Here is a 24119-nt window from a genome sequence, read left to right as displayed (position 1 = left end):
CCGCCGGAAATGGCGGGCGCCCTTGTTGCTGCTATTGCTGCCGGATCGGCAGGCTGAACACGAAGCGGGCGCCCTGCCCCGGTGCGCTGTCCACCACCAGGTCACCGCCCATCGCGCGGGCCAGGCGGCGGGCGATGTAGAGGCCCAAGCCCGATCCGCCCGGCTCGGTCGGGTCGACGCGGCCGAACTTCTCGAAGATCTTGTCCTGATCGGCATGGGCGATGCCCTTGCCCTGGTCGGCGACGATCACATGGCCGCGCGCCTCGTCGCGCTCGATCCGGATCCACACCATCGCGCCCGGCGGCGAATAGCGCACCGCATTGCCGATCAGGTTGACCAGCACCTGCAGCGCGCGGCGGAACTCGCCATGGACGGGCAGCCCCTCGTCCATCGCCGGGCGATCGATCCGCACCTCGGCCTGGGCCGCGCGCACGGCGAGCAGCCCGGCGGCGCGGCGCGCGACATCGGCCAGGTCGATCGCCTCGTCGGCGGTATCGAAATCGTCGCGCTCGATCGCCTGGAGGTCGACCAGATCGTCGACCAGCCCGAGCAGGTGGCGCCCGGCATTGGCGATGTCGCTCGCATATTCGGCATAGTCGGGCTTGAGCGGCCCCTCGGTCTGTGCGCTGATCGAATCGGCGTTGGCGATGATCTTGCCGAGTGGCCCGCGCAGGGCGCGATCGAGCCGCTGGCTGAACGAATCGGGGAAGCCGCCGAACGGCACCGCAGCCGCGGGCACCGGCGCATCTACCTTGGGCGCGGCGGGCACCGCCTGATCGAGCATGTGCGCAGCGCCGACAAAGCCGGCGAAGCGCCCGCCCGGATCGGTGCGCGGCGTCGCGGCAAGGCGGACCATCCGGCCCGTCCCGCGCAATTCGGCCTTCTGCCCGTCGAACCGCCCCTGGGCGGCGACGGCAGTGAGGATCGGCAGCTCGCCGCTCTCGTCCTGCTCGAGGCGGAACAGCCGGGTCAGCGGCTGTCCGAGCATCGCCGAGCTGTCGAAGCCGTAGCGAGCGCCGGCCTCGATCGAGAGGAAGGTGATGCGCAGCGACGCATCGGTTTCCCACAGCCAGTCTGCCGCGGAACGGAAGAAGTCCCCGTCGCGCTCGGGCTCGCTCGCCGGCGCGCGCCAGCCCGGCCGCAGCCGCCAGCCGCTGACCTCGAGGCGGACGCCGCCCTGATCGGGCTCGGCACGGACCCACAGCTCCAGGTCGTCCTCGCCGTCGGCGGCGATCACGTTGCGCGAGATGGCGATGCCCAGCCGCTGGGCAAGGCGCGCCAGCGTGGCGATCTGCGGCACCGCGAGCGGGGTGCCGATCGTGCCGCCCGCGCGCATGTTCAGTTCGAACAGCCGCGCTTCGGCATCGAGCAGCCGGCCTTCGGCATCGAGCCGGCCGATCGCCAGGGGCAAGGAGGGGTCGATCACGTTCACTTCGCGCCGCCCCGCTGGAGGGCGATCAGCGCGGCGCGATAATCGGGATCGAGCTTGAGCGGTGCCAGCGCGGCACGCGCCTCGGCGGGCGGGATCGCGGCGATGGTGTCGAGCGTATCGGCGAACTTCTCGAGATCGCGGCGCGGATCGGCTTCGCTCAGCGCATAACCGATCTGGGCAACGCCCTCGCGGCCGATCTCCAGCGCGCGCAGCGCCAGCCACAGCCGCTCGCCGGCCGGATCGAGCACCAGGTCGCGGGCGAGCGCATAGGGTACGCCCAGCGCATGGCCGAGCAGCGCAATGAACAGCACGATCCGCCGATCGCCCAGCGCCTCGGCGAACATGCCGGCCAGTTCGCCCGGCTGGGCATCGATCGCGGCGGCGAAGCGCATGGCGGCGGCCTCGAGCCGGTCACCCTCGTCATAGGCCGAGAGGCTGCGCTGGGCAGCGTCGCACAGCGCCTGGTCGAGCGCCTCGCGGCTGCCTTCCACACGTTCGCGAAGGGCGGCCGCGGTCCACCACACCAGCTTGTGATGCAGCTCGGCGGGCAGCTCGGTCTGGTACTGTCCCGTATCGGGACTTGTCCTGCGCCGGCTTTCGGCGATCAGCACCGCCATCGCGCTCGCGGCGACCACACGATCGGGATGCTGGACGAATCGGTTGATCAGGCTGGGGCGCTCGGGATCGTCCGGCGCGCTCATCGGCAGCGCCGCGCCCAGCATCTCCTGGCGGACGCGGGCGATCAGCTCCGCCATCAGCTCGCCGTCGCGCAGCAGGCCCGAATGCCACAGCCGGATGAGCACCGAAGTGCCCGGCTCGATCAGCGCCGCGACCAGCGCCGATTCGCCGCGCCCGGTGAGCAGACGCACCGCATGCTCGCGGATTTCGCCCTCCACCGTCTCCACAAGGCTGCGCAACAGCGCGGCCAGGCCTGCGCGGCTATGCTCGTCGAGCCGTGCCTCCTCGGGCAGAAAGAAATCTTCGACGGCGACCATCAGACCCTTATAGGCGCGCAGCTCCGCAGCCGCCGCACGTGCAAGCAGCTCCCGGGCGCTGACGGCCAGGCCATCGCGCATGTCGACGGGATTATCCGACATCGACCCCAAGCTAACGGAAATGTCCTTAAGACGAGACTAAGCTTTTTCGCGCGTGCTCTCAACTGCTGCCGCGAGGGTTGCGAAGGAATATATCGCAACTGCAGCAAGGCCGATCGTCGCGAACCCGGCCAGGGCAAAGGGCGCCAAAACAAGCAGATGCGCCGAGGGGCTGGCCCACCAGCGCTTCGGCCGCGCGGGCACGCGCTCGACGAGCAGTTGCGCAGCTGCGGCAATCAGCGCGAGCACCGGCGGCGTGGTGCTCAGCGTCGCGGCATATTCGGCCCAGCCCATCAGGAGCGCGATCAGGCCAAACAGCGCGAAGATCGCCCATTCGAGCAGCTGCGCCCGCCTTTCCTCGCCGCGGAGAACCGCCATCGCCGCACCGGTGGCCAGTGTCGCGGTGCCGATCAGCGCGACGACGGCGCCCGCCCCTTCCCAGCGCATCGCGGTGAGGACCAGCGCCGCAGCCGAAACCACGCCGCCAGCGATGCTCACTGCCCAGCCGGGCACGTTGCGGCCCACCAGCTCGGGCAGCACGATGCGGGCTGCGCGGGTGAACACCCAGCGGTCCGCCCAGTCGGTGCGGCGCTCGGTCAGCGCGGCGAGCACGCCGGTGTTGCGCGCGGCCAGCCCTTCGACGCTGCGCTCCACCGCATGGCCGCCCTTCAGCCAGCCCGCGGTGAGCGGCACATGCTCCGCACCCGATTGCGCGGCAACGCGCAGCAGTGCCGACTGGAAGTCGTAATCCTCGGGCATCTGGGCGATCTGGCCGAGCTGGTCGAGCGTGATCCGCGCCACCCCTGCCCAGCTGTCGCGCATGTCGAGCCGCTCGATCGCGGCGGGCGAAGTCGGATCGTCGGTGACGAGCAGCGCTTCGCCGCCCGCCTTCGCCATCTTGTCCATCACCGGATCGGTGGTGACCAGGCCGTCGGCCATCACCAGCACCTGCGCGCCCGGAGTGATCTTCTCGGCGGCTTCCTCAGCCGATCGAACGATCTCGATCCGGGGATGCCGCTTGGCCGCACGGTTGACCGCGGTCAGCAGCGCCGGCGTCATCTTGCCGACTGCGACCAGCACCTGCTCCGCGCCGGCGCCAAACAGCAGCCGCGCCTGATATTCGAGCAGCGTCATCCCGCCGAACGGCAATGTCGCCATCAGCGTACCCGGGCGGCCTTCCGCCTCCTCGACAGCAAATATGAGCCCCGCGAGCATGTGGCGGTGGTTAGGCGGTTCAGACACGACAAGCAAATCCGCTTCCTTTCGTCATCCCCGCGACGGCGGGGATCCATTGGCACTGCAGGAAGAATGGATTCCCGCCTTCGCGGGAATGACGGTTAGTAGATCAGATGCCCGGCACGGGACTCGATCCACGCCGCCTCGTCCGGCGCGGTGCGCGCCTCGAGGTCACCCGGCGCGGCGGCGGCATCGTCGACCCATTCGCGCAGGTCGGTGCCGCCGTTGATCACGTCGATCGCCAGCTTGTCGAACACATATTCGTACGGGAAATCGCGCCACAGCGGGTAGTCGCCGTAAAGGTTGCGGATCGCCTTGAAGCCCAAAGCCTGGAGCCGCCACGGCTTGAAGGCTTGATGATCATAGCCCGCCCCCTCGGCATGGATGAACACGCCCGAGCACAGCGCGCCCACATGCTTGTGGAAGGTCGGCTGGAACCAGATGTCGCGCAACGTGCAGCCCGCGGTCCATTCAGGGGCCAGGCGGTGCATCTCGGCGATCACCTGCTTCGCATCGATGTCGGGCGCGCCGAACAGCTCGAGCGGCCGCGTGGTGCCGCGCCCTTCGGAGAGCAGAGTCCCCTCCAGCATCACCGTCCCGGCATAGGCGCGCGCCATGTTGACGTTGGCGGCATTGGGGCTCGGGTTGATCCAGGGGCGCTCTGGCGGCCAGCCGAAGCCGGGCGCCGCATCGGGCTGCCAGCCTTCCATCGCGATTACCCGGTAATCGACGTCCAGCCCGAACTGCGCGATGAACCAGTGCCCCATCTCGCCCAGGGTCATGCCGTGGCGCATCGGCATCGGCCCCGCGCCGACAAAGCTCTCCCAGCCCGGCAGCAGGGTCGTGCCTTCCACCGGGCGCCCGGCGGGATTGGGGCGATCGAGCACCCACACGCTCTTGCCGTGCTGGGCGGCGGCCTCGAGCACATAGAGCAGGGTGGTGACGAAGGTGTAGATGCGGCAGCCAACGTCCTGCAGGTCGATCAGCATCACGTCGAACGTGCCCATCGACTGGCCGGTCGGCCGGCGGACCTCGCCATAGAGGCTGAACACCGGCATCCCATAGGTGGGATCGGTATAGTCCGGCGATTCCATCATATTGTCCTGCAGGTCGCCGCGCACGCCGTGCTGCGGGCCGAACACCGCCGATACGTTGAGCCCGCTCGCCACCAGCGCATCGAGCGAGTGCGTCAGGTCCGCCGTCACCGAGGCCGGATGCGCGAGCAGCGCCACGCGCTTGCCTTCCAGGGGTTTGCGAAGCTCAGGGTCGGCGAGCAGCCGGTCGATGCCGAATTTCATGTGCCGCTGGGTGCCGGGAAGCGGGGCGCGACGCAAGCCGGATCGTCGCGCCGCCTCGTCGGTTGAGCCTGTGAAACCGTGGGAGCATGACATGATCCGATCCGTTCTGATGGGCCTAGCAGCCGGCGCACGCGCCATCACCCCGCTCGCCGTGGTAGCGAACGCGGCACGCACCGGGCGGCTTCCTGCCGGCAATGCCGCGCCCCGCTTCCTGGCCCATCCGCTGATCTCGCTCGGCACCACGGCACTCGCCGCCTATGAACTGGTCGGCGACAAGCAGCGCAGCGCGCCCGATCGCATCATCACCCCGGCGGTCCTCGTGCGCAGCTGGAACGCCGCCTTTGCCGGCATGGTGATGGCGCCGCGCAACCACCGCTTCGCCGCCGGGGTCGTCGCCGGCGCCACCGCCGCTCTCGCCTCCTATGCCAGCTATGCGCTGCGGATGCGGGCGATGAACGGCAAGCACCAGGTCGCGACGGGGCTGGTCGAGGATGCGCTGACCCTGTCTGCCGCGACGGCCGCCGCGATCGCGCCCTTCCCGGATCGCCTCACCCATTTCACGACGCCCGCCACCCCGGGACACAGCGCTCCGGCCTGATCGCGTCAGCCGAGCGCCGGCAGATCGACCACGAAACCGGCATCGGCGTGGAAATCGGGCGCGCCCTCGCCATGCGCGGCGGACCAATAGGATTTGCGCCCGCGCTTCTCCTCGATCACCGCGGTGATCGCCAGCCGCCAGGGCCCGTCGAGCGGCAGCTCCACTTCCGCCGCCAGCACGCCGCCGTCCTTCCACACGGCATGCGGGTTGGTCACCTTGGCGTCCGCCATGCCCTGGCGATAGCCGGTGAAGCCATAGGCCGCCCAATCGCCCGACGGCGCGAAGTTGAGCTCGTAATAGCTCTCCCCCTCGCCGCGCACGAACGCTTCGAAGCAGGTGGTCTTCCACAATTCGTCGCGCCGCTCCGGCTGCTCCGCGGCAGGCGGAATCACCAGCTTCTTGAGCGGGCCGAACACGAAATAGCGCAGCCCCAGCAGATGCGGGGCAAACCGGGTCACCTTCACCTCGATGCGATCGATCGCGCTCGGGAAGTCGGGATGCGGCACAAGCGGAACGCGAAGGAGCATGCTTTGACCTGGCGGTTTGTACGCGCGCGAAGATGCGTTACGGGCCCGGCGTGTCCAGTCCTTTCTACCAGCGCCGTAGCGGCGTCTTCCTGATCGCCACATTGTGCTGCCTGCTGTGGGGCAGCGCCTATCCGGCGATCAAGACCGGCTATGTCCTGTTCGGCATCGGCCGGGCGGACACCGCCGCGCAGCTGCTGTTCGCGGGCTATCGCTTTGCGCTGGCAGGCATTTTCCTGATCGCGGCGGCAGCGGCCCTGCGCAGGCCGGTGCTGGCGCTCAACCGCCGGCAATGGGGCCAGGTCGCCCTGCTCGGCCTCACCCAGACCGCCGTGCAATATGTCTTCTTCTATGTCGGCCTCGCCCATGCGACCGGGGTCAAATCCTCGATCATGAACGGCACCGGCGTGTTCTTCAGCGTGGTGCTCGCGCATTTCCTCTATGCCGACGACCGGCTGACCGGCCGCAAGGCGCTCGGCTGCCTGATCGGCTTTCTCGGCGTGGTGGTGGTCAACCTCGGCGGCGCCAAGGGCCATTTCGACTTCGATTTCCGCCTGATCGGCGAAGGCTTCGTGATCCTCGCCGCCTTCGTCCTCGCCGCCGCATCGATCTACGGCAAGCGGCTGTCACGCGACCTGGATCCGCTGGTGATGACCGGCTGGCAGCTCCTGATCGGCGGGCTGCTGCTCACCGGCACCGGCCTCGCCGGCGGCGGGCAGCTGGCAGCCGCTACCCCGCCCTCCGCCGCGCTGCTGCTCTATCTCGCGCTGCTATCCTCGGTCGCCTTCGCGCTGTGGAGCCTGCTGCTCAAGCATAACCCCGTCGGGCTGATCGCCGCCTTCAACTTCCTGATCCCGGTGTTCGGCGTCGCCCTCTCGGCGCTCTTCCTCGGCGAATCGATCCTGCGCTGGAGCTATCTCGCCGCGCTGCTGCTCGTCTGCGCCGGCATCTGGATGGTGACGCGCCCCTCCGCCTCGGCTATGCGGCCCGAACCATGACCGAATTCACGTCCGATCTGCTCCGCCTGCTCTCCACCCGCGGCTATATCCACCAGGTGACCGACCCGGAGGGCCTCGACGCGCTCGCCGCCAAGCAGATCGTGCCCGGCTATATCGGCTTCGATCCGACGGCGCCGTCGCTGCACGTCGGCAGCCTCGTCCAGATCATGCTCCTGCGCCGCCTGCAGCAGGCCGGCCACAAGCCGATCGTCCTGATGGGCGGCGGCACCGGCAAGGTCGGCGATCCCTCGTTCAAGGACGAGGCGCGCAAGCTGATGACGGTCGATACGATCAATGCCAACATCGCCTCGATCAAGACCGTGTTCGAGAATTTCCTCACCTTCGGTGACGGCCCCACCGACGCGGTGATGCTCGACAATGCCGAATGGCTCGACGCGCTCGAATATCTCCCCTTCCTGCGCGACTATGGCCAGCATTTCTCGGTCAACCGGATGCTCAGCTTCGATTCGGTCAAGCTGCGCCTCGAGCGCGAGCAGTCGCTGAGTTTCCTCGAGTTCAACTACATGATCCTCCAGGCCTATGACTTCCTGGAGCTGTCGCGCCGTGCCGGCTGCCGCGTCCAGATGGGCGGCTCGGACCAGTGGGGCAACATCGTCAACGGCATCGAGCTGTCGCGCCGCGTCGACGGCACCGAAGTCTATGGCGTCACCACCCCGCTGATCACCACGGCGGACGGCGGCAAGATGGGCAAGACCATGTCGGGCGCCGTCTGGCTCAACGCCGATCAGCTGCCCCACTTCGATTACTGGCAGTTCTGGCGCAACACCGATGATCGCGACGTCGGCCGCTTCCTGCGCCTGTTCACCGATCTGCCGCTCGACGAGATCGCCCGCCTCGAAGCGCTCGAAGGCGCCGAGATCAACGAGGCCAAGAAGATCCTCGCCAACGAGGCCACCGCGATGTGCCGCGGCCGCGCCGCTGCCGAGGAAGCCGCCGACACCGCGCGCAAGGTGTTCGAGGAAGGCTCGGCCGGCGGCTCGCTCCCGACCTTCGCGGTCGAGGGCGGCAGCATCACGGTGGCGGATGCGCTGGTCGCGCTCGGCCTCTGCCCGTCCAAGGGCGAGGCCCGCCGCAAGGTGGCCGAAGGTGCGATCCGGATCGACGATCAGGTGGTGAGCGATCCGATGCAGGCCATTTCGGTCACGCAACAAGTCAAGCTCAGCTTCGGCAAGAAGAAGCACGGCCTGCTGGTTTCTGCGTAAATTTCCGGATTGTCTGATAAGTTGATGTTAAGCAGCTTCGTTGCAACAGGATTCACGCGGTAGCGTTATCACCGCATACGTACCTCAAGCGTTTCATGAGGCCGTGCGTGAGTTTTGGATCGAATCTGGCTTATTCGGATCCCCGTCGGGAAGGGCGTGAAGACGTCTATTACCGCGCACGCGCATTCGGCCCGGACGCAAAGCAGCTCGGCTTCATCATCGTCAACATCTCGCCGCACGGCCTGATGGCCCGCTGCGACGACCCGCTCGAGACCGGCGACCGCATCCGCGTGGCGCTCCCCCATGCCGGCACCGTGGTCGCCGAAGTCCGCTGGGCCCTGGGCGGCCGCCTCGGCTGCCAGTTCGAACGCGCGATCGACCTGGCAAGCTATTACGAGCTGATCTCGACGATGGTGAAGGCGAAGTAGAGCCGGTTTCGGCAGTTAGTGCCTCAATGGGATGTGCGAATTTATCAGCAGGTTATTGGTATCAACGCCTTTCGCTTGAAGGGCGTCAAACATACGAGTGAATACAACGTAGGGATGAGCGGTCGGCCCTATGATAACCCGGCTAAGTATCTCGGGTAGCGTTGCCCCAACAAATCCTTCGTCAGGATAATTCTGGAAAAAGAGCTTGTGGATGTTTTGCGGGATGCCACCTAGCGTGCAAGTGGCAGGGGCAATCCGATCCGGTTGCGTCGGGTTAAGCCCGGGCTGATAGACGACCCGCCACTCGCGCTCCTCACGAAAGCCCGGGTGCTTTGTAGCAACACAGGCATGTCTGAACACCTGCTCCATGTTCTCGCTAATCAAACTCCTGCCGTCATGGGCCAGCTGAGCAGCTTCTATCTCGCGCAGTAGGTCGCCTTCATCGACGAGTTTAGCCGCGATCTCATCCATGTGATCGGCAAACCCCTCAGAGAAAGCGTACATGACGGGGATGGAAACTGCCGAAATCGCGTTCGTAGGCGAGAGGATAGGACCATTGTTGAAAACCAGAGCCGCGCCGGTTCTCTGCCCATAAGCTCTCCACATCGACAATCTACCAAACTCGTCTTCCGACGGATCATGCTCTGAAACCGAAATCAGGAAGGTGTTGTTAAGTAGATTGAATACGTTGGAATCGAAGGCCGTAACGAGGGCATCTACCCCTTGAGGATTGATCGCTGCGATTGCCTGCCTGAGGGTTTCGCCCCGCTCAGTTTGCCAATATGCCCGTAGACAGCCGAGGCCGTGCTGTATCTCCGAGAAGTCGTTCATGAGAGTGGCATTGCGGAGCCACATTGAGTTATTCTCGATAATCGAGATTGCGGCATCACAACTGGTGTAGTGAACAAACCTCTGTCCAGTATTCCGGGCTTCTGCGATTTTACGAGCGGCGTACGGCTGGAATACAGGTCCCAGCCGCTGGATCAGCTCCTCTTCATTCATCTCTGCAAGCGCCATTCCGCCCCTTCCTAGCCTGCCGAGAGGCAATCATCGAATTGCAAAATCTCTTTATGAAACAGGGTCTTCGTCACCCCGCCCTAAGCAAACTAACCGCCGCATCCCGCTCGAACAGATACAGCGCCACCCGCGCCGCCTCGCCGCGCGGCGTGTTCAGCCTCCGGTCCTGGTCCTCGAGCAGCCGCGCATCCCCATTCGCCGCCGCGATCAGCGTCGCCAGGCTCTCGGGCGTTGCCAGCCGGAAGGTCTGCTCGCCCGATTGGCGGGTGCCGAGGATCTCGCCCGCGCCGCGCAGTTCCAGGTCGCGCTCGGCGATCAGGAAGCCGTCGGTGGTGTCGCGCATCAGCGCCAGCCGCGCGCGCGACGTCTCACTCAATTTCTCCCCACGCAGCAGGATGCAGTGCGACTGCCCGCCGCCCCGCCCCACGCGCCCGCGCAGCTGGTGGAGCTGTGCGAGGCCGAACCGGTCCGCCGCCTCGATCACGATCAGCGTGGCGTTGGGCACGTCGACGCCGACTTCGATCACTGTCGTCGCCACCAGCACACCCAGCTCGCCACTGGCAAAGCGCGCCATCACCGCGTCCTTCTCCGGCCCCTTCATCCGACCATGGACCAGCCCGACCTTGGCGCCGAATTTCGCGGTCAGCGTCGCGGCGCGATGCTCGGCGGCGGCAAGGTCGGTCTTCTCGCTCTCCTCGACCAGCGGGCACACCCAATAGGCCTGCTTGCCCGCCTCCAGATGCCGCCCCAGCCCGGCGACCACGGCGTCCAACTTGTCCTCGGCGATCACCGTCGTCTGGATCGGCTGGCGGCCCGGCGGCATCTCGTCGAGCCGGCTCACGTCCATCTCGCCGTGCGAGGCGAGCTGGAGCGTGCGCGGGATCGGCGTGGCGGTCATGACGAGGAGATGCGGCGGCACCTGCGCCTTGGCCTGGAGCATCAGCCGCTCGGCCACGCCGAAGCGGTGCTGCTCGTCGACCACCACCAGCCCGAGGTCGCGATAGGTCACGCCCTGCTGGAAGATCGCATGCGTGCCGACCAATATGTCGATCTCGCCCGCCGCGAGTCCCATCAGCGTCGCCTCGCGGGCCTTGCCCTTGTCGCGCCCGGTGAGGATCGCGATCCGCACGTCGAGCCCGGCGAGCATCCGCGAGAGATTCTCGTAATGCTGGCGCGCCAGAATCTCGGTGGGCGCCAGCATCGCGCCCTGCGCGCCGGCCTCGGCGGCGATCAGCAGCGCCATCGTCGCCACCAGCGTCTTGCCCGCGCCGACATCGCCCTGGAGCAGTCGGAGCATCGGCTGGCTCTGCGCCATATCGCCTTCGATCTCGCCGATCGTCCGCGTTTGGGCGCCGGTGGGCGTGTAGGGGAGCTGGAGCTTGTCGCGCAGCCGCCCGTCGCCCTGCAGCGAACGCCCGCGCTTGGCCCGCGCCTCGCCGCGCACCAGCATCAGCGCGAGCTGGTTGGCGAAGACTTCGTCATAGGCGAGCCGCTCGCGCGCCTTGGCGTCGGCGGGATCGGCGTGGATGCGCGCCAGCGCTTCCTTCCAGCCCGGCCATTGGTGGCGGTCCTTCAGGCTCGGCTCGATCCATTCGGGCAGGTCGGGGGCGCGCTCGATCGCCTGGGCGGCCAGCGCCGCGATCCGCTTCGAGGTGATGCCTTCGGAGCAGGGATAGATCGCCTCGCGCCCGCCGCCATCGGCCTCTTCGGGCACGGCGACCTCGGGGTGGACGATCTGGAGCTCCTGGCCGTACTGGTCGAGCCGGCCGGAGACCCAGCGCTTCTCGTTGAGCGGCAGCAGCTTCTTGGCCCAGCCCGAATTGCCGCCGAAGAAGACGAGGCTGACGAAGTTGCCGTGCGCGTCCACCGCCTGCACGCGGGCGGGCGAGCGGGCGCTGCCGCCGAAGCGGTAATTGGCCGCGGTCAGCTCGATCGCGATGACCCGGCCGACATCGGAGGCCATGAGTTCGTCGCGCGGGATCCGGTCGATGAAGCCGGTGGGGAGATGGAAGGCGACGTCGACGACGCGCGCCAGCCCGAGCCGCTCGAGCGGCTTGGCGAGCGCCGCGCCAATGCCCTTGAGCGCGGTGACTTCGGCGAAGAGCGGGTTGAGCATATCGGGCCGCATCCAGCCCGAACTAGCCCCTGCTCCGGCGCGCCGCTAGAGGGTGCGCAGCGGTTCGGGGGCGAAGCTGCGCGCGGGCGCCACGGCCTGGCCGGCGGCCTCGATCGCGGCATGGACCTCGCTGACCGACGAGCCGACCACCACTTCATGCGCACCGTCGAAGGAAAGCACGCCGACATCGTCGCCGGCCATGTTGATCGTCGAGACGGTGCGCACCGACTCGATGTTCACCAGCATCGGATCGCCGTTGATCGATTTCAGCATCACGAAACGCATTTTTGGCCGACCTCTACGCAGACTGTCTTCCATCATAGGAAGATTGCGGGCGCAGCGGATGTGTTCGCGCGATTAAGTTGTGGGCTGGCTTTCCGGCGCCCGGCGACCTATCTGGAGCGCACATTTTCCCTCCGCCGACTGCGCATTTTCGCGCTGCCGGCCAATTGCCGTTGAGGACCCGAATGGACCGCGAAATCCGTCTCAAGCGCCTGCGCTTCCGCGCCTGGCACCGCGGCGTGAAGGAGGCCGATCTGCTGATCGGCGGCTTTTTCGACAAGCACGGCGCCGGCTGGAGCGAGACCGAGATGGACCTGTTCGAGGAACTGCTCGAGGAGCAGGACGTCGACATCATGGCCTGGGCGATGGGCGTCGCGCCCGTGCCGCCGCGCTATGCCGGAACCGTGATGACTGCCCTCAAGGCGCTGAACTACGTGCCGATTTCCAGATAACTCCCTCTCCCCTACGGGGAGAGGGCCGGGGAGAGGGGAAGTGCGGCGCACTCTCCTCTCCTGCCCCTCTCCCAACCCTCTCCCCGATGGGGAGAGGGCTTTAGCTGAGCCAAGATGCCCGACCTCAAGACCATCCTCTCCGCCCAAAAGCCCCTCACCCTGTCGGGCGCCCCCGCCGGCTTCCTTCCCTGGATGCTCGCCGATCTGGCGCGCACCGGGCGGATGGCGGTGTTCGTCGCGCCCGACGAGGCGGCGATGCGCGCGGTGGCCGGGACCGCGCCCTATTTCGCGCCCGAGCTCGAGGTCCTGAGCTTCCCCGCCTGGGACTGCCTTCCCTATGACCGCGCCAGCCCCACGCTGCGCGTCATGGCCGAGCGGCTCGCCACGCTGCACGCGCTCCAGGCGCCCGGCGACAAGCCGCGCCTGCTGGTCACCACGGTCAACGCCGCCACCCAGCGCACCCTCACGCCCTTCCGCATCCGCCAGCTCGTCGCCCGGCTGGCGCCGAACGAGCGGATCAGCCTCAACCGGCTCTCCACCCTGCTCCAGGCCAACGGCTATGTCCGCGTCGACACGGTCAACGATGCCGGCGAGTTCGCGGTGCGCGGCGGCCTGGTCGATCTGTTCCCAAGTGGCGCCGAGCAGGCGCTGCGTCTCGATTTCTTTGGAGACGAGATCGAATCCGTCCGCACCTTCGATCCCGCCGACCAGCGCACCACCGGCCGGATCGACGGCTTCACCCTGCTCCCCGCCTCCGAAGCGCTGCTCGACGAGGAGTCGGTCAAGCGCTTCCGCACCCGGTATCGTGAGAAGTTCGGCGCCACCGCCACCGGCGATCCGCTCTACCAGGCGATCAGCGACGGCCGCCGCCTCGCCGGCATGGAGCATTGGCTGCCCTTGTTCGAGGATCGCCTCGAAACGCTGTTCGAACATCTCCCCGACGACGCGATCCTGATCCGCGACGCGGGCGATGCCGGCGCCGCCGAGGCCCGCTTCGAGGCGATCGCGGACTATCAGTCGAACCGCGTCCGTGCCCAGTCGGCCGATCCGGGCAGCTATCGCCCGCTCGCCGCCGATGCGCTCTATCTGGTGGCGAGCGAGTGGGAGAAGCGGCTGGCCGACTGGCCCGCCCACACCGCCACGCCCTTCCACGAGCCCGAAAGCGCAACGGTGCTCGACTTCAACGTCGATGGCCCGCGCGACTTCGCACCCGAGCGCGCGGCGAACACCAACGTCTATGAAGCCGTGGTCGAGCACATCGCCAAGTTCCGCAAGGCGGGCAAGAAGCCGATCCTCGCCAGCTATTCGGGCGGTGCGCGCGAGCGGCTGACCGGGTTGCTCGCCGATCACGGGCTCAAGACCGCGCGCAAGGCGGAGAGCTGGCACGAGGCCATGGGCATCGCCGACAGCGCCGTCGCGATGATCGTGCTGCCGCTCGATCACGGCTTCTCCGCGCCCGACGTCGCCGTGCTCACAGAGCAGGACATGCTCGGCGATCGCCTGGTCCGCCGCGCCAAGCGCCGCAAGTCGACCGACGCGTTCCTCAACGAACTGGCGACGCTCTCGCCGGGCGACCTGGTCGTCCATGTCGATCACGGCATCGGCCGGTACGAGGGGCTCACCCAGATTCCGGTGCAGAAGGCGCCGCACGACTGCGTCGCGCTCAGCTATGCCGGTGGCGACAAGCTCTACGTCCCCGTCGAGAATCTCGAGGTCCTGAGCCGCTACGGCGCGGGCGAGGAAGGTGCCGCGCTCGACCGGCTGGGCGGCGAGGCGTGGCAGCGGCGCAAGAGCCGGATGAAGGAGCGGATCCGCGAGATCGCGGGCGAGCTCATCGCCACCGCGGCCAAGCGCGCCACTCGCCCCGCCGAAATCGCCGAGCCCGATGCGGGCGGCTACCCCGCCTTTGTCGATCGCTTCCCCTATGAGGAAACCGACGATCAGGACCGCGCGATCGGCGACGTGCTCGAGGATCTCGCCGCGGGCCGCCCGATGGACCGGCTCATCGTCGGCGATGTCGGCTTCGGCAAGACCGAGGTCGCGCTGCGTGCCGCCTTCGTCGCGGCGATGGCCGGGATGCAGGTCGCGGTGGTCTGCCCGACCACCCTGCTCGCCCGCCAGCACTTCAACAACTTCACCCAGCGTTTCGAAGGGTTCCCGATCAAGGTCGGCCGCCTCTCGCGCCTCGTCGGCGCCGCCGAGATGAAGGCAACGAAGGACGGCGCCGCCGACGGCACGATCGACATCGTCGTCGGCACGCATGCGGTCCTCGCCAAGGGCGTCGAGTTCAAGCGCCTCGGCCTCGTCATCGTCGACGAGGAACAGCGCTTCGGCGTCACCCACAAGGAGCGGCTCAAGGCGATGAAGGCGGACGTCCATGTCCTCACCCTCACCGCCACCCCGATCCCGCGCACCCTCCAGATGGCGATGTCGGGCCTGCGCGAGCTGAGCGTGATCCAGACCCCGCCGGTCGATCGCCTCGCGGTGCGCACCTATGTGATGCCCTGGGACCCGGTCGTCCTGCGCGAGGCTCTCCTTCGGGAACATTATCGCGGCGGCCAGGCCTATTTCGTTACGCCGCGCATCTCGGACTTGCCCGAGATCGAGGAGTTCCTCCGCAACGACGTGCCCGAGATCTCCTATGTCGTCGCGCACGGCCAGATGACGCCGACCGAGGTCGAGGAGCGGATGTCCGCCTTCTACGATCGCAAATACGACCTGCTCGTCTCGACGACGATCATCGAGTCCGGCATCGACATCCCTTCGGCCAACACGCTGATCATCAACCGGGCGGACAAGTTCGGCCTCGCCCAGCTCTACCAGCTGCGCGGCCGCGTCGGGCGCTCCAAGACCCGCGCCTATGCCTATATGACCACGCCGGCTCAGCGGCTGATGACCGATGCGGCGGAGAAGCGGCTCAAGGTGCTGTCCGATCTCGAATCGCTCGGCGCCGGCTTCCAGCTCGCGTCGCACGACCTCGACATCCGCGGTGCCGGCAATCTGCTGGGCGACGAGCAGTCGGGCCACATCAAGGAAGTCGGCTACGAACTCTACCAGTCGATGCTCGAGGAAGCGATCCTCGACGCCAAGGCTGGCGGCCTGCGCGACGAGCGCCCGCGCGACCTGTCGCCCCAGATCACCGTCGATGCGCCGATCATGATCCCGGAGGACTATGTCCCCGATCTCGACCTGCGCATGGGCCTCTATCGCCGCCTCAACGAAGTTGAGGACCGCCGCGGCATCGAAGCCTTCGCCGCCGAGCTGATCGACCGGTTCGGCAAGCTGCCCGAGGCGACCGAGAATCTGATCACCCTGATCGAGGCCAAGCTCAACGCCAAGAAGGCGTGCATCGCCAAGCTGGATGTCGGCCCCAAGGGGGCGCTGGTCAGCTTCCACGACGACAAGTTCCCGAACGTCGAAGGGCTGCTCGCCTATGTCGACAAGCTGGAAGGCACCGCGAAGCTTCGCCCGGACATGAAGCTGGTGATCACCCGCGCCTGGGCCACGCCACAGGCCCGGCTGAACGGCGCGCTCCAGCTCTCCCGCGGGCTTGCCAAGGCAGCGGGCTGAGATAGCAGGCTCCGAATTGAACCAGGCTGTATCGACATTCACCGATTTCTGTTCCCCGGCGAACGCCGGGGTCCAGTCTCGGCGCAGCCGGTTGGGCGCGCGTACCTCACGAACGAAATTGCAACTGGACCCCGACTTTCGCCGGGGAGCAACGGGCTCAGGCTGCCCGCCCCCGGATTTCGGGGTTAACGGCGTCCCCGGTATTTTTGCGTAATTGCCGAAAAAGCGATCGGGTTCAGGATATCCGCAGAAATGTTCCTGATCGGCGTGATGCCCATGGTCGCAGTGCGTAGAGGAGCACGGGCGATCTTGAGTCGTCCCGGGCGTTTTTGCATCACCGATCTGGCGCCATTTCCTGTTGTAATAACAAGAGCAAGGCTGCGTATCTGGCCGTGACGGATGTTGTGGAAATGGGCGGGACTCTCAAGGGGTCTGCGCGCGGGGAGCAGCGCTTGGATCAGCCGGATAGTTTCGAGCAGCGCCGGCTGTTGACCGAAGCGATGGCGCGCCTGTCGCGTGCCGGCTCGATCGAGGAGATCATCGACATCCTGCGCGTATGCGCGCGTACGATCGCGCGCGCCGACGGCATCACCGTTATCCGCCGCCAGGGCAACCGCGTCGCCTATATCGCCGAGGATGCACTGACGCCGCTCTGGGCCGGGGCGGACTTCCCGATCGAGAATTGCATCTCCGGGCTCGCCATCCTCGAAGCGCGGCCGATTCACATCCCCGACATCTATGACGATCCGCGCGTGCCGATCGACGCCTATGAACCCACCTTCGTGCGCAGCATGGCGATGTATCCGATCGGGTTGATGGGACCCAGCATGGCGATGGGCGCCTATTGGGCGAAGTCGGGGACGATCGATCCCGGCGCCTCCGCGCTGCTCGCCAGCCTGGCGCGCTATGCCGGGGTCACGCTCGGCCGCGTCACCGAAGGCCGGGGCGCCGATCCGGCCTAGCTCCCCTGCCCATCATCCGCGCACCCTTCTCGTCATCCCGCGCGCCCCTCGTCATCCCGCGCCCCTGTCTTCATCCCCGCGAAGGCGGGGATCCAGGGTGGTTCGGGATAGCAAAGCAATCGAGCTGAATAGCGGCCGGAGCCACGCGCGCTTGCCGAGCGCGTTTCCACATTTGGCTCTGGATCCCCGCCTTCGCGGGGATGACGGAGATTTGTTCGCAAAGCCCTAAAGCTCCAGCCGTGCCTCGATCTCGTCTTCGAGTTCCTCGATCGTGAACTTCTCGCGCTGCATGTCGAAACCGCCATGCACCGTCTCGACCGTCCAGTTGCCGCTCGCCTGGGTGCCCTGATCGTCCAGGCTGCCTTCGTAGAAGACGGCATGCTTCCAGCGGCCGTGATACTGCTTCACGAACTGAATCTGCGAGCCGTTTCGCCGCCCGGCGACCGTGGCGCGGCGCACCCCGCCGCCTTCGTCCGGCTCGCTGATGCTGCCGGAAAAGACACCCCCCGCTTCTTCGAACATCGCGATGAAGCCGCTGTCCTGCCTGCCGGAGGCACTGACATAGCGGCCATACCACACGCCGCTCACGTCACGCGGGTCGCTCATGCGCGGCTCACCAGCTGGGCAAGCGCCGGCACGTCGACCGGCGCCGAGCAGAGGAAGCCCTGGAAATACTGGCAGCCTTCCTTGGCCAGCAGGTCGAGCTGCTCGGTCGTCTCCACGCCTTCGGCGACCACGGACAGGCCGAGCGAGCGCGCCATGTCGATCACCCCGCGCACCACCACGCGGTCGCGGTGCGATCCGGTGATGTCCTGCGAAAGCTTCTTGTCGATCTTCAGATAGTCGAGCGGCAGCGCCTTCAGATAGGCAAGGCTCGAATAGCCGGTGCCGAAATCGTCGATCGCCACCCGGCAGCCCGCGGCGCGCAGCATGGTGAGCAGCCGCGCGGCCTCGCCCAGATCCGACATGATGCCGCTCTCGGTGATCTCCACCGTCAGCCGGGTGCGGGGGAAGTTGCTCGTGTCGATCCGGCCGAGCAGCGCGTCGACAAAGCCCGGTCGGGCAACATCCGCCGCAGTGACGTTGATCGAGAGCCGGAGCTTGCTGAGGGACATCGGCCAGTTGGACGCGGCCGCCAGCGCACGGCGCTGCACATGATCGGACAAGGTCGCATCGAGCCCGGCGCGCTCGGCCGCGGCGAACAGCGTCTCGGCACCCAGCTCGCCGAACTCGGGATGGTTCCAGCGCGCCAGCGCCTCGACGCCGATGATCTGCCCGGTCGCGATCGACACCTGCGGCTGGAACAGCACGCCGATCTCGCTGCGTTCCAGCGCCCGGTGCAGGCTGTCGACCAGCACGTCGACTGGCGGCGCACCCTTTTCGAGCGGCACGTCGCCCAGCAGCGCCTCGCTCGCCCGGCGGAGCAGCCCCGCGGCATTGTCCCCCGGCTGGCTCGCCCCCGTCACCAGTCGTGCGCCGAGCGGCGCGATGTCGCCGCCCGCGACGAAGGGCCGCGCCAGCGCATCTTCCAGGCGGGCCGCCGCGGTGGCGATCTTCGCGGCGTCGGCGTCGTCACTGGCGACCAGGAATTCCGATCCACCGATCCGCGCGATGATCGCCCCCTTGCCCAGCAGGTCCCGCGCCACTTCGCCGACGCGGCGCGAGACGCTGCGCAGCAGCTCGTCGCCCGCGGCCCGGCCATAGGCGGTGTTCACGGTCTCGAATCGCGTCAGCCCGATCAGCACGATCCCGATCGCGCCGCCCTCGGCCAGCCGCCGGTCGATCCAGCGGCGCGCGCTTGGCCCGTCGCGCGCGCCGGTCAGCGCGTCGCGCACCGCGGCATTGGCGTCGGGCGCGACGCCCAGCGCCTCGACGAGTGCATGGAGGCGGTTGGTCTGCGCATCATATTGCAGATGCTGCACCACCCGTCCCACCCCGGTCAGGTCGTGGGCGAAGGCAGTCGACGGCGTCTCGGCATTGAGCCGGCGCAGCGCGCTGCGCGCCAGCCCGCGATCCGCCGAATCGAGCCGGGCGAAAAAGGCCCGCGTGCCCGGCGCCTCGGGCAAGCCGAGCAGGCCGGCCAGCGCCGGGGTGAGCTGCAGCGATCGCATCGCCGGATCGAAGCGCCAGCCCAGCGGCTCGGGCGGCCCCTTCTCCTGCCCGTTCCAGCCGGCCAGCCGCTCGACATGGCGCTGGGCGAAGCGGATCGCATGCGCCATCGCCGCGGAGGACATCGGGCTCGACAGGAAATGCGTCGCGCCTGCGTCGAAGAAATGGCGCATGTGCACCGTGTCGCTCTGCGAGACGAGGATCAGCATCGCCGCGCCATGTCCCTCGATCGTCGGGCCCAGCACCTTGGCGGCGTCCATTCCCTCGGAAAGCGCGCCGCGCGCGTCGATCACCGCGACTGCGGCACCGCTCGCCAGGAAGCGCCGTTCGAGCGCATCCGAACGCCGCGCCGCCACCACGCGCCAGCCGCCGCCCGCTGCCGCCGCCGCGACTTCGTCGCGCTGGCGAAAGCTGAGGACGAACACCGGAGCCGCGTCTGCATTCGCGCTGTTGGTGCTTTCGATGACTGTGAAATCTTCAGACATTCCGCCCTCGATAACGCGAACGCTTGCCCACCGCTATCATCATGCGTAACTCGTCCCACATGGCAGCCGCGCCCGCCTTGATCGACGCCCATGGCCGCGCGATCCACTATTTGCGCATTTCGGTCACGGATCGCTGCGACCTGCGCTGCCGCTACTGCATGTCCGAGACGATGACGTTCCTGCCGCGTGCCGCGCTGCTCAGCCTCGACGAGCTGGCGCTGATCGCCGACCGCTTCGTTGCGCGCGGGGTGCGCAAGATCCGCCTCACCGGCGGCGAGCCGCTGGTGCGCAGCGACACGCTGGACCTCATCCGCCGTATCGCGCGCCATCTGGGCGGCGGGCTCGACGAGATCACCCTCACCACCAACGGCACGCGCCTTGCCGAGCATGCCGCGGCGCTGCGCGAGGCCGGGGTGCGCCGCGTCAATGTCAGCCTCGACAGCCGCGATCCCGAGAGGTTCCGCCACATCACTCGCCATGGCGATGTGGCGAAGGTGCTGGCCGGTATCGAAGCCGCGCAGGCGGCCGGGCTGGCGGTGAAGCTCAACATGGTCGCGCTCAAGGGCCTGAACGAGGCCGAAATCGCCCCGATGCTCGCCTGGGCAGCCTCGCAGGGCATGGACCTCACCCTGATCGAGACGATGCCGCTTGGCGATGTGGACGAAAATCGTGAAGATCGCTTCCTTCCGCTCACCGGCGTGCTCGCCGATCTCAAGCAAAGTTTTGATCTGATTCCCGACACGCACCGCACCGGCGGCCCCGCGCGCTACTGGCGCGTCGCCGGCACCGCGACGCGGCTGGGCCTGATCACGCCGCTCAGCGCCAATTTCTGCGACGGATGCAACCGTGTCCGCCTCGCTACCGATGGAAAGCTCTATATGTGCCTCGGCCATGACGAGGGTGTCGATCTGAAGACAGCCTTGCGCGTCGACGGGCCCACCGGCCTCGACCAGGCGATCGACGGTGCGCTGGCGATCAAGCCCGCACGCCACGCCTTCCGCATTGCCACCGGCGCCGCGCCTGCTACGCGCCGCCATATGAGCGTAACCGGCGGATGAGTCAGCTGCGCGCGCTCGTCGCCTCGCCAACCGAACCCGCCCAGCTTGCCGCCGAGGAGCTGCGCGCGGCGTATGACTGGGTGTCTGTCGATCAGGCAGATTCGATCGTCGCGTTGGGCGGCGACGGCTTCATGCTCCAGACGCTGCACATGCTGCTGGAGAATCGCCGCAACATTCCCGTGTTCGGAATGAACCTCGGCACGATCGGCTTCCTGATGAACGACTGGCGTCGCGAAGGGCTCGACGAGCGGCTCGCCCGTGCCAAGCCGTTCAAGGTGAGCCCGCTCAAGATGAATGCGGTCAATGCGGTGGGGGAACGCTTCGAGCTGCCGGCGATCAACGAAGTCTCGTTTCTGCGCGAAACCCGCCAGACCGCGAAGCTGGAGATCACAGTCAACGATCGCATCGTGCTGCCCGAGCTTGTGTGTGACGGGATGCTCATCGCGACCCCCGCCGGCTCCACCGCCTATAACCTCTCGGTGCAGGGCCCGATCCTGCCGCTCGGTTCGGCGATGCTGGCGATGACGCCGATCAGCCCGTTCCGTCCGCGACGGTGGCGCGGCGCGATCCTGCCCGACAAGGCACGCATCGCGATTCGCGTGCTCGAGGCCGACAAGCGCCCGGTCAGCGCGGTGGCGGACCAGCGCGAAGTGCGCGACGTCGCGCGGGTCGATATCGAAATCGACCATCACCGCGACCTCACCTTGCTCTTCGATCCAGAGCATGCGCTGGACGATCGCATAACGATGGAACAATTCGTCGCCTGACCCCTTGCAATTCCAGAAAACCCGCTGCATAGGGCCGCCTCCGCCGCGGCACAGCCCAGCGGAGAGATGGTGATCCCTGATAGCTCAGCGGTAGAGCTCTCGACTGTTAATCGAGCGGCCGTAGGTTCGAATCCTACTCAGGGAGCCACCACAAACTACTGAAATCCTTGGATTTACCCGTGTGGAGACACCCGTTCTCCTACGCCTGCGCCGCCGCGCGCGCTTGCCCCTTTCCCAACATCGCGTAACGAAAAGCCCCGCCCGAGGGGGGTCGGGCGGGGCTCGAGGGTCCGGGGGGACGGACCGCTCTTGGGGGGCAACCTTTAGAAGCGTTCCTCGCCCTTCGGCAGCGCGAGGACGAACACGGCGCCTTCGCCGGGCTCGGACGGCTCGATGGTCAGCGTGCCGCGATGCGCGTCGACGATCGTCTGCGAGATCGCCAGGCCGAGACCGGTGCCATCCACCTTGGTGCTGACCATCGGCTCGAACAGATGCTCGCGAATTTCGGGCGGCACGCCCGGCCCGGTGTCGGCGACCCGAATGCGGATGCGCGCGCCCTCGCTCCAGCCCGAAATCGCGATCCGGCGCACCTTGCTGTCCGACATCGCCTGGGCAGCGTTGAGCAGCAGATTGGAAAGCACCATCTCGAGCTGGATGCGGTCACCGAGCACGCAGGTCGCGCCCGGCTCGAATGCGCGGACCACTTCGACATTGCCGAGGCACGACAGCCGGGCGCTTACCGCGTCGAGCATCTCGACCAGGCACTCCGGTTGCGCGTCGATCCGGCCCGTCTTCACGAAAGACCGCATGCGCAGCACGATGTCCGACGCGCGTGCGGTCTGTGCCGCGGCATCCTCGATGAAGCCGAGCAACTGTTCCAGCCCGTGGATGCGTTGGCGGATAACGGCGGCGCAGCCCTGCATATAGTTGCTCGCCGCAGTCAGCGGCTGGCTCAGCTCGTGCGCCATCGCCGCGGCCATCGCGCTCATTGCGGTCAGGCGCGCGCGCGCGGCCGAGTCGCTGGGGGCGCAATCGTCCATTTCGATCACTTCGAGCTTCAACGAACCCGAATCACTTACAATCGACAGCGGCTGCGCAACTTCCTGCCCGCTACGCCTGGCAACCGAAACGCCTTCGAACCCCATTAAATTTTCTCCGTGCCCCCGCCCCCCTGCCCAAGGAAACCGGTGTCTGGAGCGACCCTTAGGGCTCCGCGAAGGAAACTGCTTTGCAATTCACGCCATCTACTTGGCAGTTGGCGTCAACCTACATAAGCTTCGGAATGTCCCGGATGCATTCCGGGCATGGGGAGGGCCCTGCATGACCTCGGGACGTGCAGCGATATTGATGAACTACGTAACGGTCGCCTTGGAAGTCGGGCTCGATCCGTATCGAATTCTTGCTGACACTGGTGTAAATCCTTCGCAGTTGCGAAATCCGGAAGAGCGATTGCCTCGTGGTGCAATCGCATCGATCCTCGAACGTTCGGCGATGGAGGCCAATTGCCCGCAATTCGCGATGCTGATTGCGGAGCGGAGGGATCTCTCCGCAATGGGCCCGGTAAGTCTCGTGCTGCAGCAGCAGGAGACGCTGGAAGATGCGATCCGCACGCTGATCCGCTACCAGCACCTGCTCAGCGACCTGCTGACCTTCACCCTCGAAATGCATGGCGACATGGGGCTGGTACGCACCCAGATCGTCAGCAACATCGATTTCGTGCCGCGCCAGGCGCATGAGGCGGTCGGGGCGATCCTCTCGCGCGCCTTCACCGAGATTGCCGGCGAGGCATGGAGGCCGGAATGCGTGCATTTCATGCACGCAGCACCGCGGTCGCTCGAGGTACATCATCGGGTGCTTGGTTGCCCGGTGATGTTCGGCAGCGACCTGAACGGCGTCGCCTATAGCCGTGCGACGCTCCAGGCGCGCAACCCCGGCTACCGGTCAAACCTGGCGGCCTATGCCAACAGCTATTTCGAGACGCTGCTGCCCTCGGCGCCGCTGCTCAGCCAGGTCGATCGCACCCGTCGCGCGCTCTATGTGCTGCTCCCTTCGGGCCACGGCTCGATAGACAATGTCGCCCGGCATCTCGGCATCGCGTCGCGCACGCTCCAGAGGAAGCTGGAATCGGAAGGCACCGGGTTCAGCGCAGTGCTCAACAGCGTGCGCCGCGAACTGGTCGTGCGTCACCTGCTCAACAGCGTTCATTCGCTCGCCTCGATCGGCGAGATGCTCGGCTACACCTCGCCCGCGGCATTCACGCGCTGGTTCAACTCCGAGTTCGGCATCTCACCCAGCGCCTGGCGGCGCTCCGCGCATGACGATCCGGGCTTCGCGCCGCCTTCCGCATCGAGCGGTCCCTCCCCGATCGAAGCCAGCGGCTTCCTCTCACGGCCGGCATGGCCGATGTGAGGGCCCGCGCCGCATCCTGAGACCAGGCCGGTCTTGCGACTCCTCCCCGCGCCTGCGATGC

Annotated in this window: 21 protein-coding genes and 1 tRNA gene; 11 read left to right on the top strand and 11 right to left on the bottom strand. The window is 67.2% G+C overall.

What is annotated here, in order from left to right; all coding sequences use genetic code 11:
* Nucleotides 1-31: 31 nt before the first annotated feature.
* From P6144_RS02405 to P6144_RS02390, 4 genes are all read right to left on the bottom strand, one after another.
* A complete protein-coding gene (locus tag P6144_RS02405; protein ID WP_277766121.1) occupies nucleotides 32-1432 on the bottom strand; it encodes an ATP-binding protein in 1401 nt (466 codons plus the stop codon).
* On the bottom strand, nucleotides 1429-2529 hold the full coding sequence (locus P6144_RS02400) for a DUF2336 domain-containing protein (RefSeq protein WP_277766120.1): 1101 nt from the start codon (nucleotides 2527-2529) through the stop codon (nucleotides 1429-1431). The genes P6144_RS02405 and P6144_RS02400 overlap by 4 nt, the downstream gene beginning before the upstream one ends.
* 36 nt (nucleotides 2530-2565) lie before the next feature.
* Nucleotides 2566-3741: a hypothetical protein gene (locus P6144_RS02395; protein WP_277766119.1), complete on the bottom strand. Its 1176-nt coding sequence runs from the start codon at nucleotides 3739-3741 to the stop codon at nucleotides 2566-2568.
* 122 nt (nucleotides 3742-3863) lie between these two features.
* Nucleotides 3864-5060, bottom strand: a complete 1197-nt coding sequence (locus tag P6144_RS02390) for a DUF1343 domain-containing protein (RefSeq protein ID WP_277766118.1) — start codon at nucleotides 5058-5060, stop codon at nucleotides 3864-3866.
* A 91-nt stretch (nucleotides 5061-5151) separates the two neighbouring features.
* On the opposite strand from P6144_RS02390, the gene P6144_RS02385 reads away from it, so the two are divergent.
* Nucleotides 5152-5658, top strand: coding sequence for a DUF4126 family protein (locus P6144_RS02385; protein WP_277766117.1), 507 nt, complete (start codon nucleotides 5152-5154; stop codon nucleotides 5656-5658).
* Between the two features lie 5 nt (nucleotides 5659-5663).
* On the opposite strand, the gene P6144_RS02380 is transcribed toward P6144_RS02385, so the two are convergent.
* Nucleotides 5664-6185, bottom strand: coding sequence for a DOMON-like domain-containing protein (locus P6144_RS02380; RefSeq protein WP_277766116.1), 522 nt, complete (start codon nucleotides 6183-6185; stop codon nucleotides 5664-5666).
* A 50-nt stretch (nucleotides 6186-6235) separates the two neighbouring features.
* Between P6144_RS02380 and P6144_RS02375 the strand changes: the two genes are divergently transcribed.
* The 3 genes from P6144_RS02375 (at nucleotide 6236) to P6144_RS02365 (ending at nucleotide 8831) form a co-directional block, all read left to right on the top strand.
* Nucleotides 6236-7180: a DMT family transporter gene (locus tag P6144_RS02375; protein WP_277766115.1), complete on the top strand. Its 945-nt coding sequence runs from the start codon at nucleotides 6236-6238 to the stop codon at nucleotides 7178-7180.
* Entirely contained in the window at nucleotides 7177-8403 is a 1227-nt protein-coding gene (tyrS, locus tag P6144_RS02370) for a tyrosine--tRNA ligase (RefSeq protein WP_277766114.1), read from the top strand. Before P6144_RS02375 ends, tyrS begins: the two co-directional genes overlap by 4 nt.
* A 107-nt stretch (nucleotides 8404-8510) precedes the next feature.
* Entirely contained in the window at nucleotides 8511-8831 is a 321-nt protein-coding gene (locus tag P6144_RS02365) for a PilZ domain-containing protein (protein ID WP_277766113.1), read from the top strand.
* A 15-nt stretch (nucleotides 8832-8846) separates the two neighbouring features.
* Here P6144_RS02365 and P6144_RS02360 read toward each other — a convergent pair whose 3' ends face one another.
* The 3 genes from P6144_RS02360 to P6144_RS02350 all read right to left on the bottom strand — a co-directional run bounded on the left by P6144_RS02360 (nucleotide 8847) and on the right by P6144_RS02350 (nucleotide 12249).
* Nucleotides 8847-9848 (bottom strand): DUF2971 domain-containing protein, encoded by a 1002-nt coding sequence (locus tag P6144_RS02360; RefSeq protein WP_277766112.1) that lies wholly within the window; start codon nucleotides 9846-9848, stop codon nucleotides 8847-8849.
* A 70-nt stretch (nucleotides 9849-9918) separates the two neighbouring features.
* Nucleotides 9919-11976: an ATP-dependent DNA helicase RecG gene (recG, locus tag P6144_RS02355; RefSeq protein ID WP_277766111.1), complete on the bottom strand. Its 2058-nt coding sequence runs from the start codon at nucleotides 11974-11976 to the stop codon at nucleotides 9919-9921.
* Between the two features lie 33 nt (nucleotides 11977-12009).
* The gene (locus P6144_RS02350) at nucleotides 12010-12249 is read right to left on the bottom strand and encodes a hypothetical protein (RefSeq protein ID WP_277766110.1); all 240 of its coding nucleotides are present in this window, start codon (nucleotides 12247-12249) and stop codon (nucleotides 12010-12012) included.
* Nucleotides 12250-12431: 182 nt separating this feature from the next.
* Between P6144_RS02350 and P6144_RS02345 the strand changes: the two genes are divergently transcribed.
* From P6144_RS02345 to P6144_RS02335, 3 genes are all read left to right on the top strand, one after another.
* Nucleotides 12432-12698, top strand: coding sequence for a succinate dehydrogenase assembly factor 2 (locus tag P6144_RS02345; protein ID WP_277766109.1), 267 nt, complete (start codon nucleotides 12432-12434; stop codon nucleotides 12696-12698).
* A gap of 114 nt (nucleotides 12699-12812) precedes the next feature.
* Nucleotides 12813-16268, top strand: a complete 3456-nt coding sequence (gene mfd / locus P6144_RS02340; protein WP_277766108.1) for a transcription-repair coupling factor — start codon at nucleotides 12813-12815, stop codon at nucleotides 16266-16268.
* Nucleotides 16269-16720: 452 nt separating this feature from the next.
* Nucleotides 16721-17230, top strand: coding sequence for a GAF domain-containing protein (locus tag P6144_RS02335; protein WP_277766107.1), 510 nt, complete (start codon nucleotides 16721-16723; stop codon nucleotides 17228-17230).
* A gap of 225 nt (nucleotides 17231-17455) precedes the next feature.
* Here the strand turns inward: P6144_RS02335 and P6144_RS02330 are convergent, their stop codons facing one another.
* On the bottom strand, nucleotides 17456-17836 hold the full coding sequence (locus tag P6144_RS02330; protein WP_277766106.1) for a hypothetical protein: 381 nt from the start codon (nucleotides 17834-17836) through the stop codon (nucleotides 17456-17458).
* Nucleotides 17833-19824, bottom strand: a complete 1992-nt coding sequence (locus P6144_RS02325; RefSeq protein ID WP_277766105.1) for a bifunctional diguanylate cyclase/phosphodiesterase — start codon at nucleotides 19822-19824, stop codon at nucleotides 17833-17835. Before P6144_RS02325 ends, P6144_RS02330 begins: the two co-directional genes overlap by 4 nt.
* A gap of 59 nt (nucleotides 19825-19883) precedes the next feature.
* Between P6144_RS02325 and moaA the strand changes: the two genes are divergently transcribed.
* From moaA to P6144_RS02310, 3 genes are all read left to right on the top strand, one after another.
* A complete protein-coding gene (gene moaA, locus P6144_RS02320; RefSeq protein ID WP_277766104.1) occupies nucleotides 19884-20882 on the top strand; it encodes a GTP 3',8-cyclase MoaA in 999 nt (332 codons plus the stop codon).
* Nucleotides 20879-21649, top strand: a complete 771-nt coding sequence (locus P6144_RS02315) for an NAD kinase (protein WP_277766103.1) — start codon at nucleotides 20879-20881, stop codon at nucleotides 21647-21649. Before moaA ends, P6144_RS02315 begins: the two co-directional genes overlap by 4 nt.
* A 73-nt stretch (nucleotides 21650-21722) precedes the next feature.
* Nucleotides 21723-21797, top strand: a tRNA-Asn gene (locus P6144_RS02310).
* Between the two features lie 175 nt (nucleotides 21798-21972).
* On the opposite strand, the gene P6144_RS02305 is transcribed toward P6144_RS02310, so the two are convergent.
* Nucleotides 21973-22710 (bottom strand): ATP-binding protein, encoded by a 738-nt coding sequence (locus P6144_RS02305; RefSeq protein ID WP_277766102.1) that lies wholly within the window; start codon nucleotides 22708-22710, stop codon nucleotides 21973-21975.
* A gap of 259 nt (nucleotides 22711-22969) precedes the next feature.
* Here P6144_RS02305 and P6144_RS02300 point away from each other — a divergent pair, with 259 nt between their 5' ends.
* Entirely contained in the window at nucleotides 22970-24058 is a 1089-nt protein-coding gene (locus P6144_RS02300) for an AraC family transcriptional regulator (RefSeq protein ID WP_347275040.1), read from the top strand.
* Nucleotides 24059-24119: the final 61 nt, after the last annotated feature.

The sequence above is a fragment of the Sphingomonas sp. HITSZ_GF genome (genome assembly GCF_029543155.1).
Lineage (GTDB): Bacteria > Pseudomonadota > Alphaproteobacteria > Sphingomonadales > Sphingomonadaceae > Sphingomonas.
This window is presented reverse-complemented; position numbering and strand designations above follow the sequence as displayed.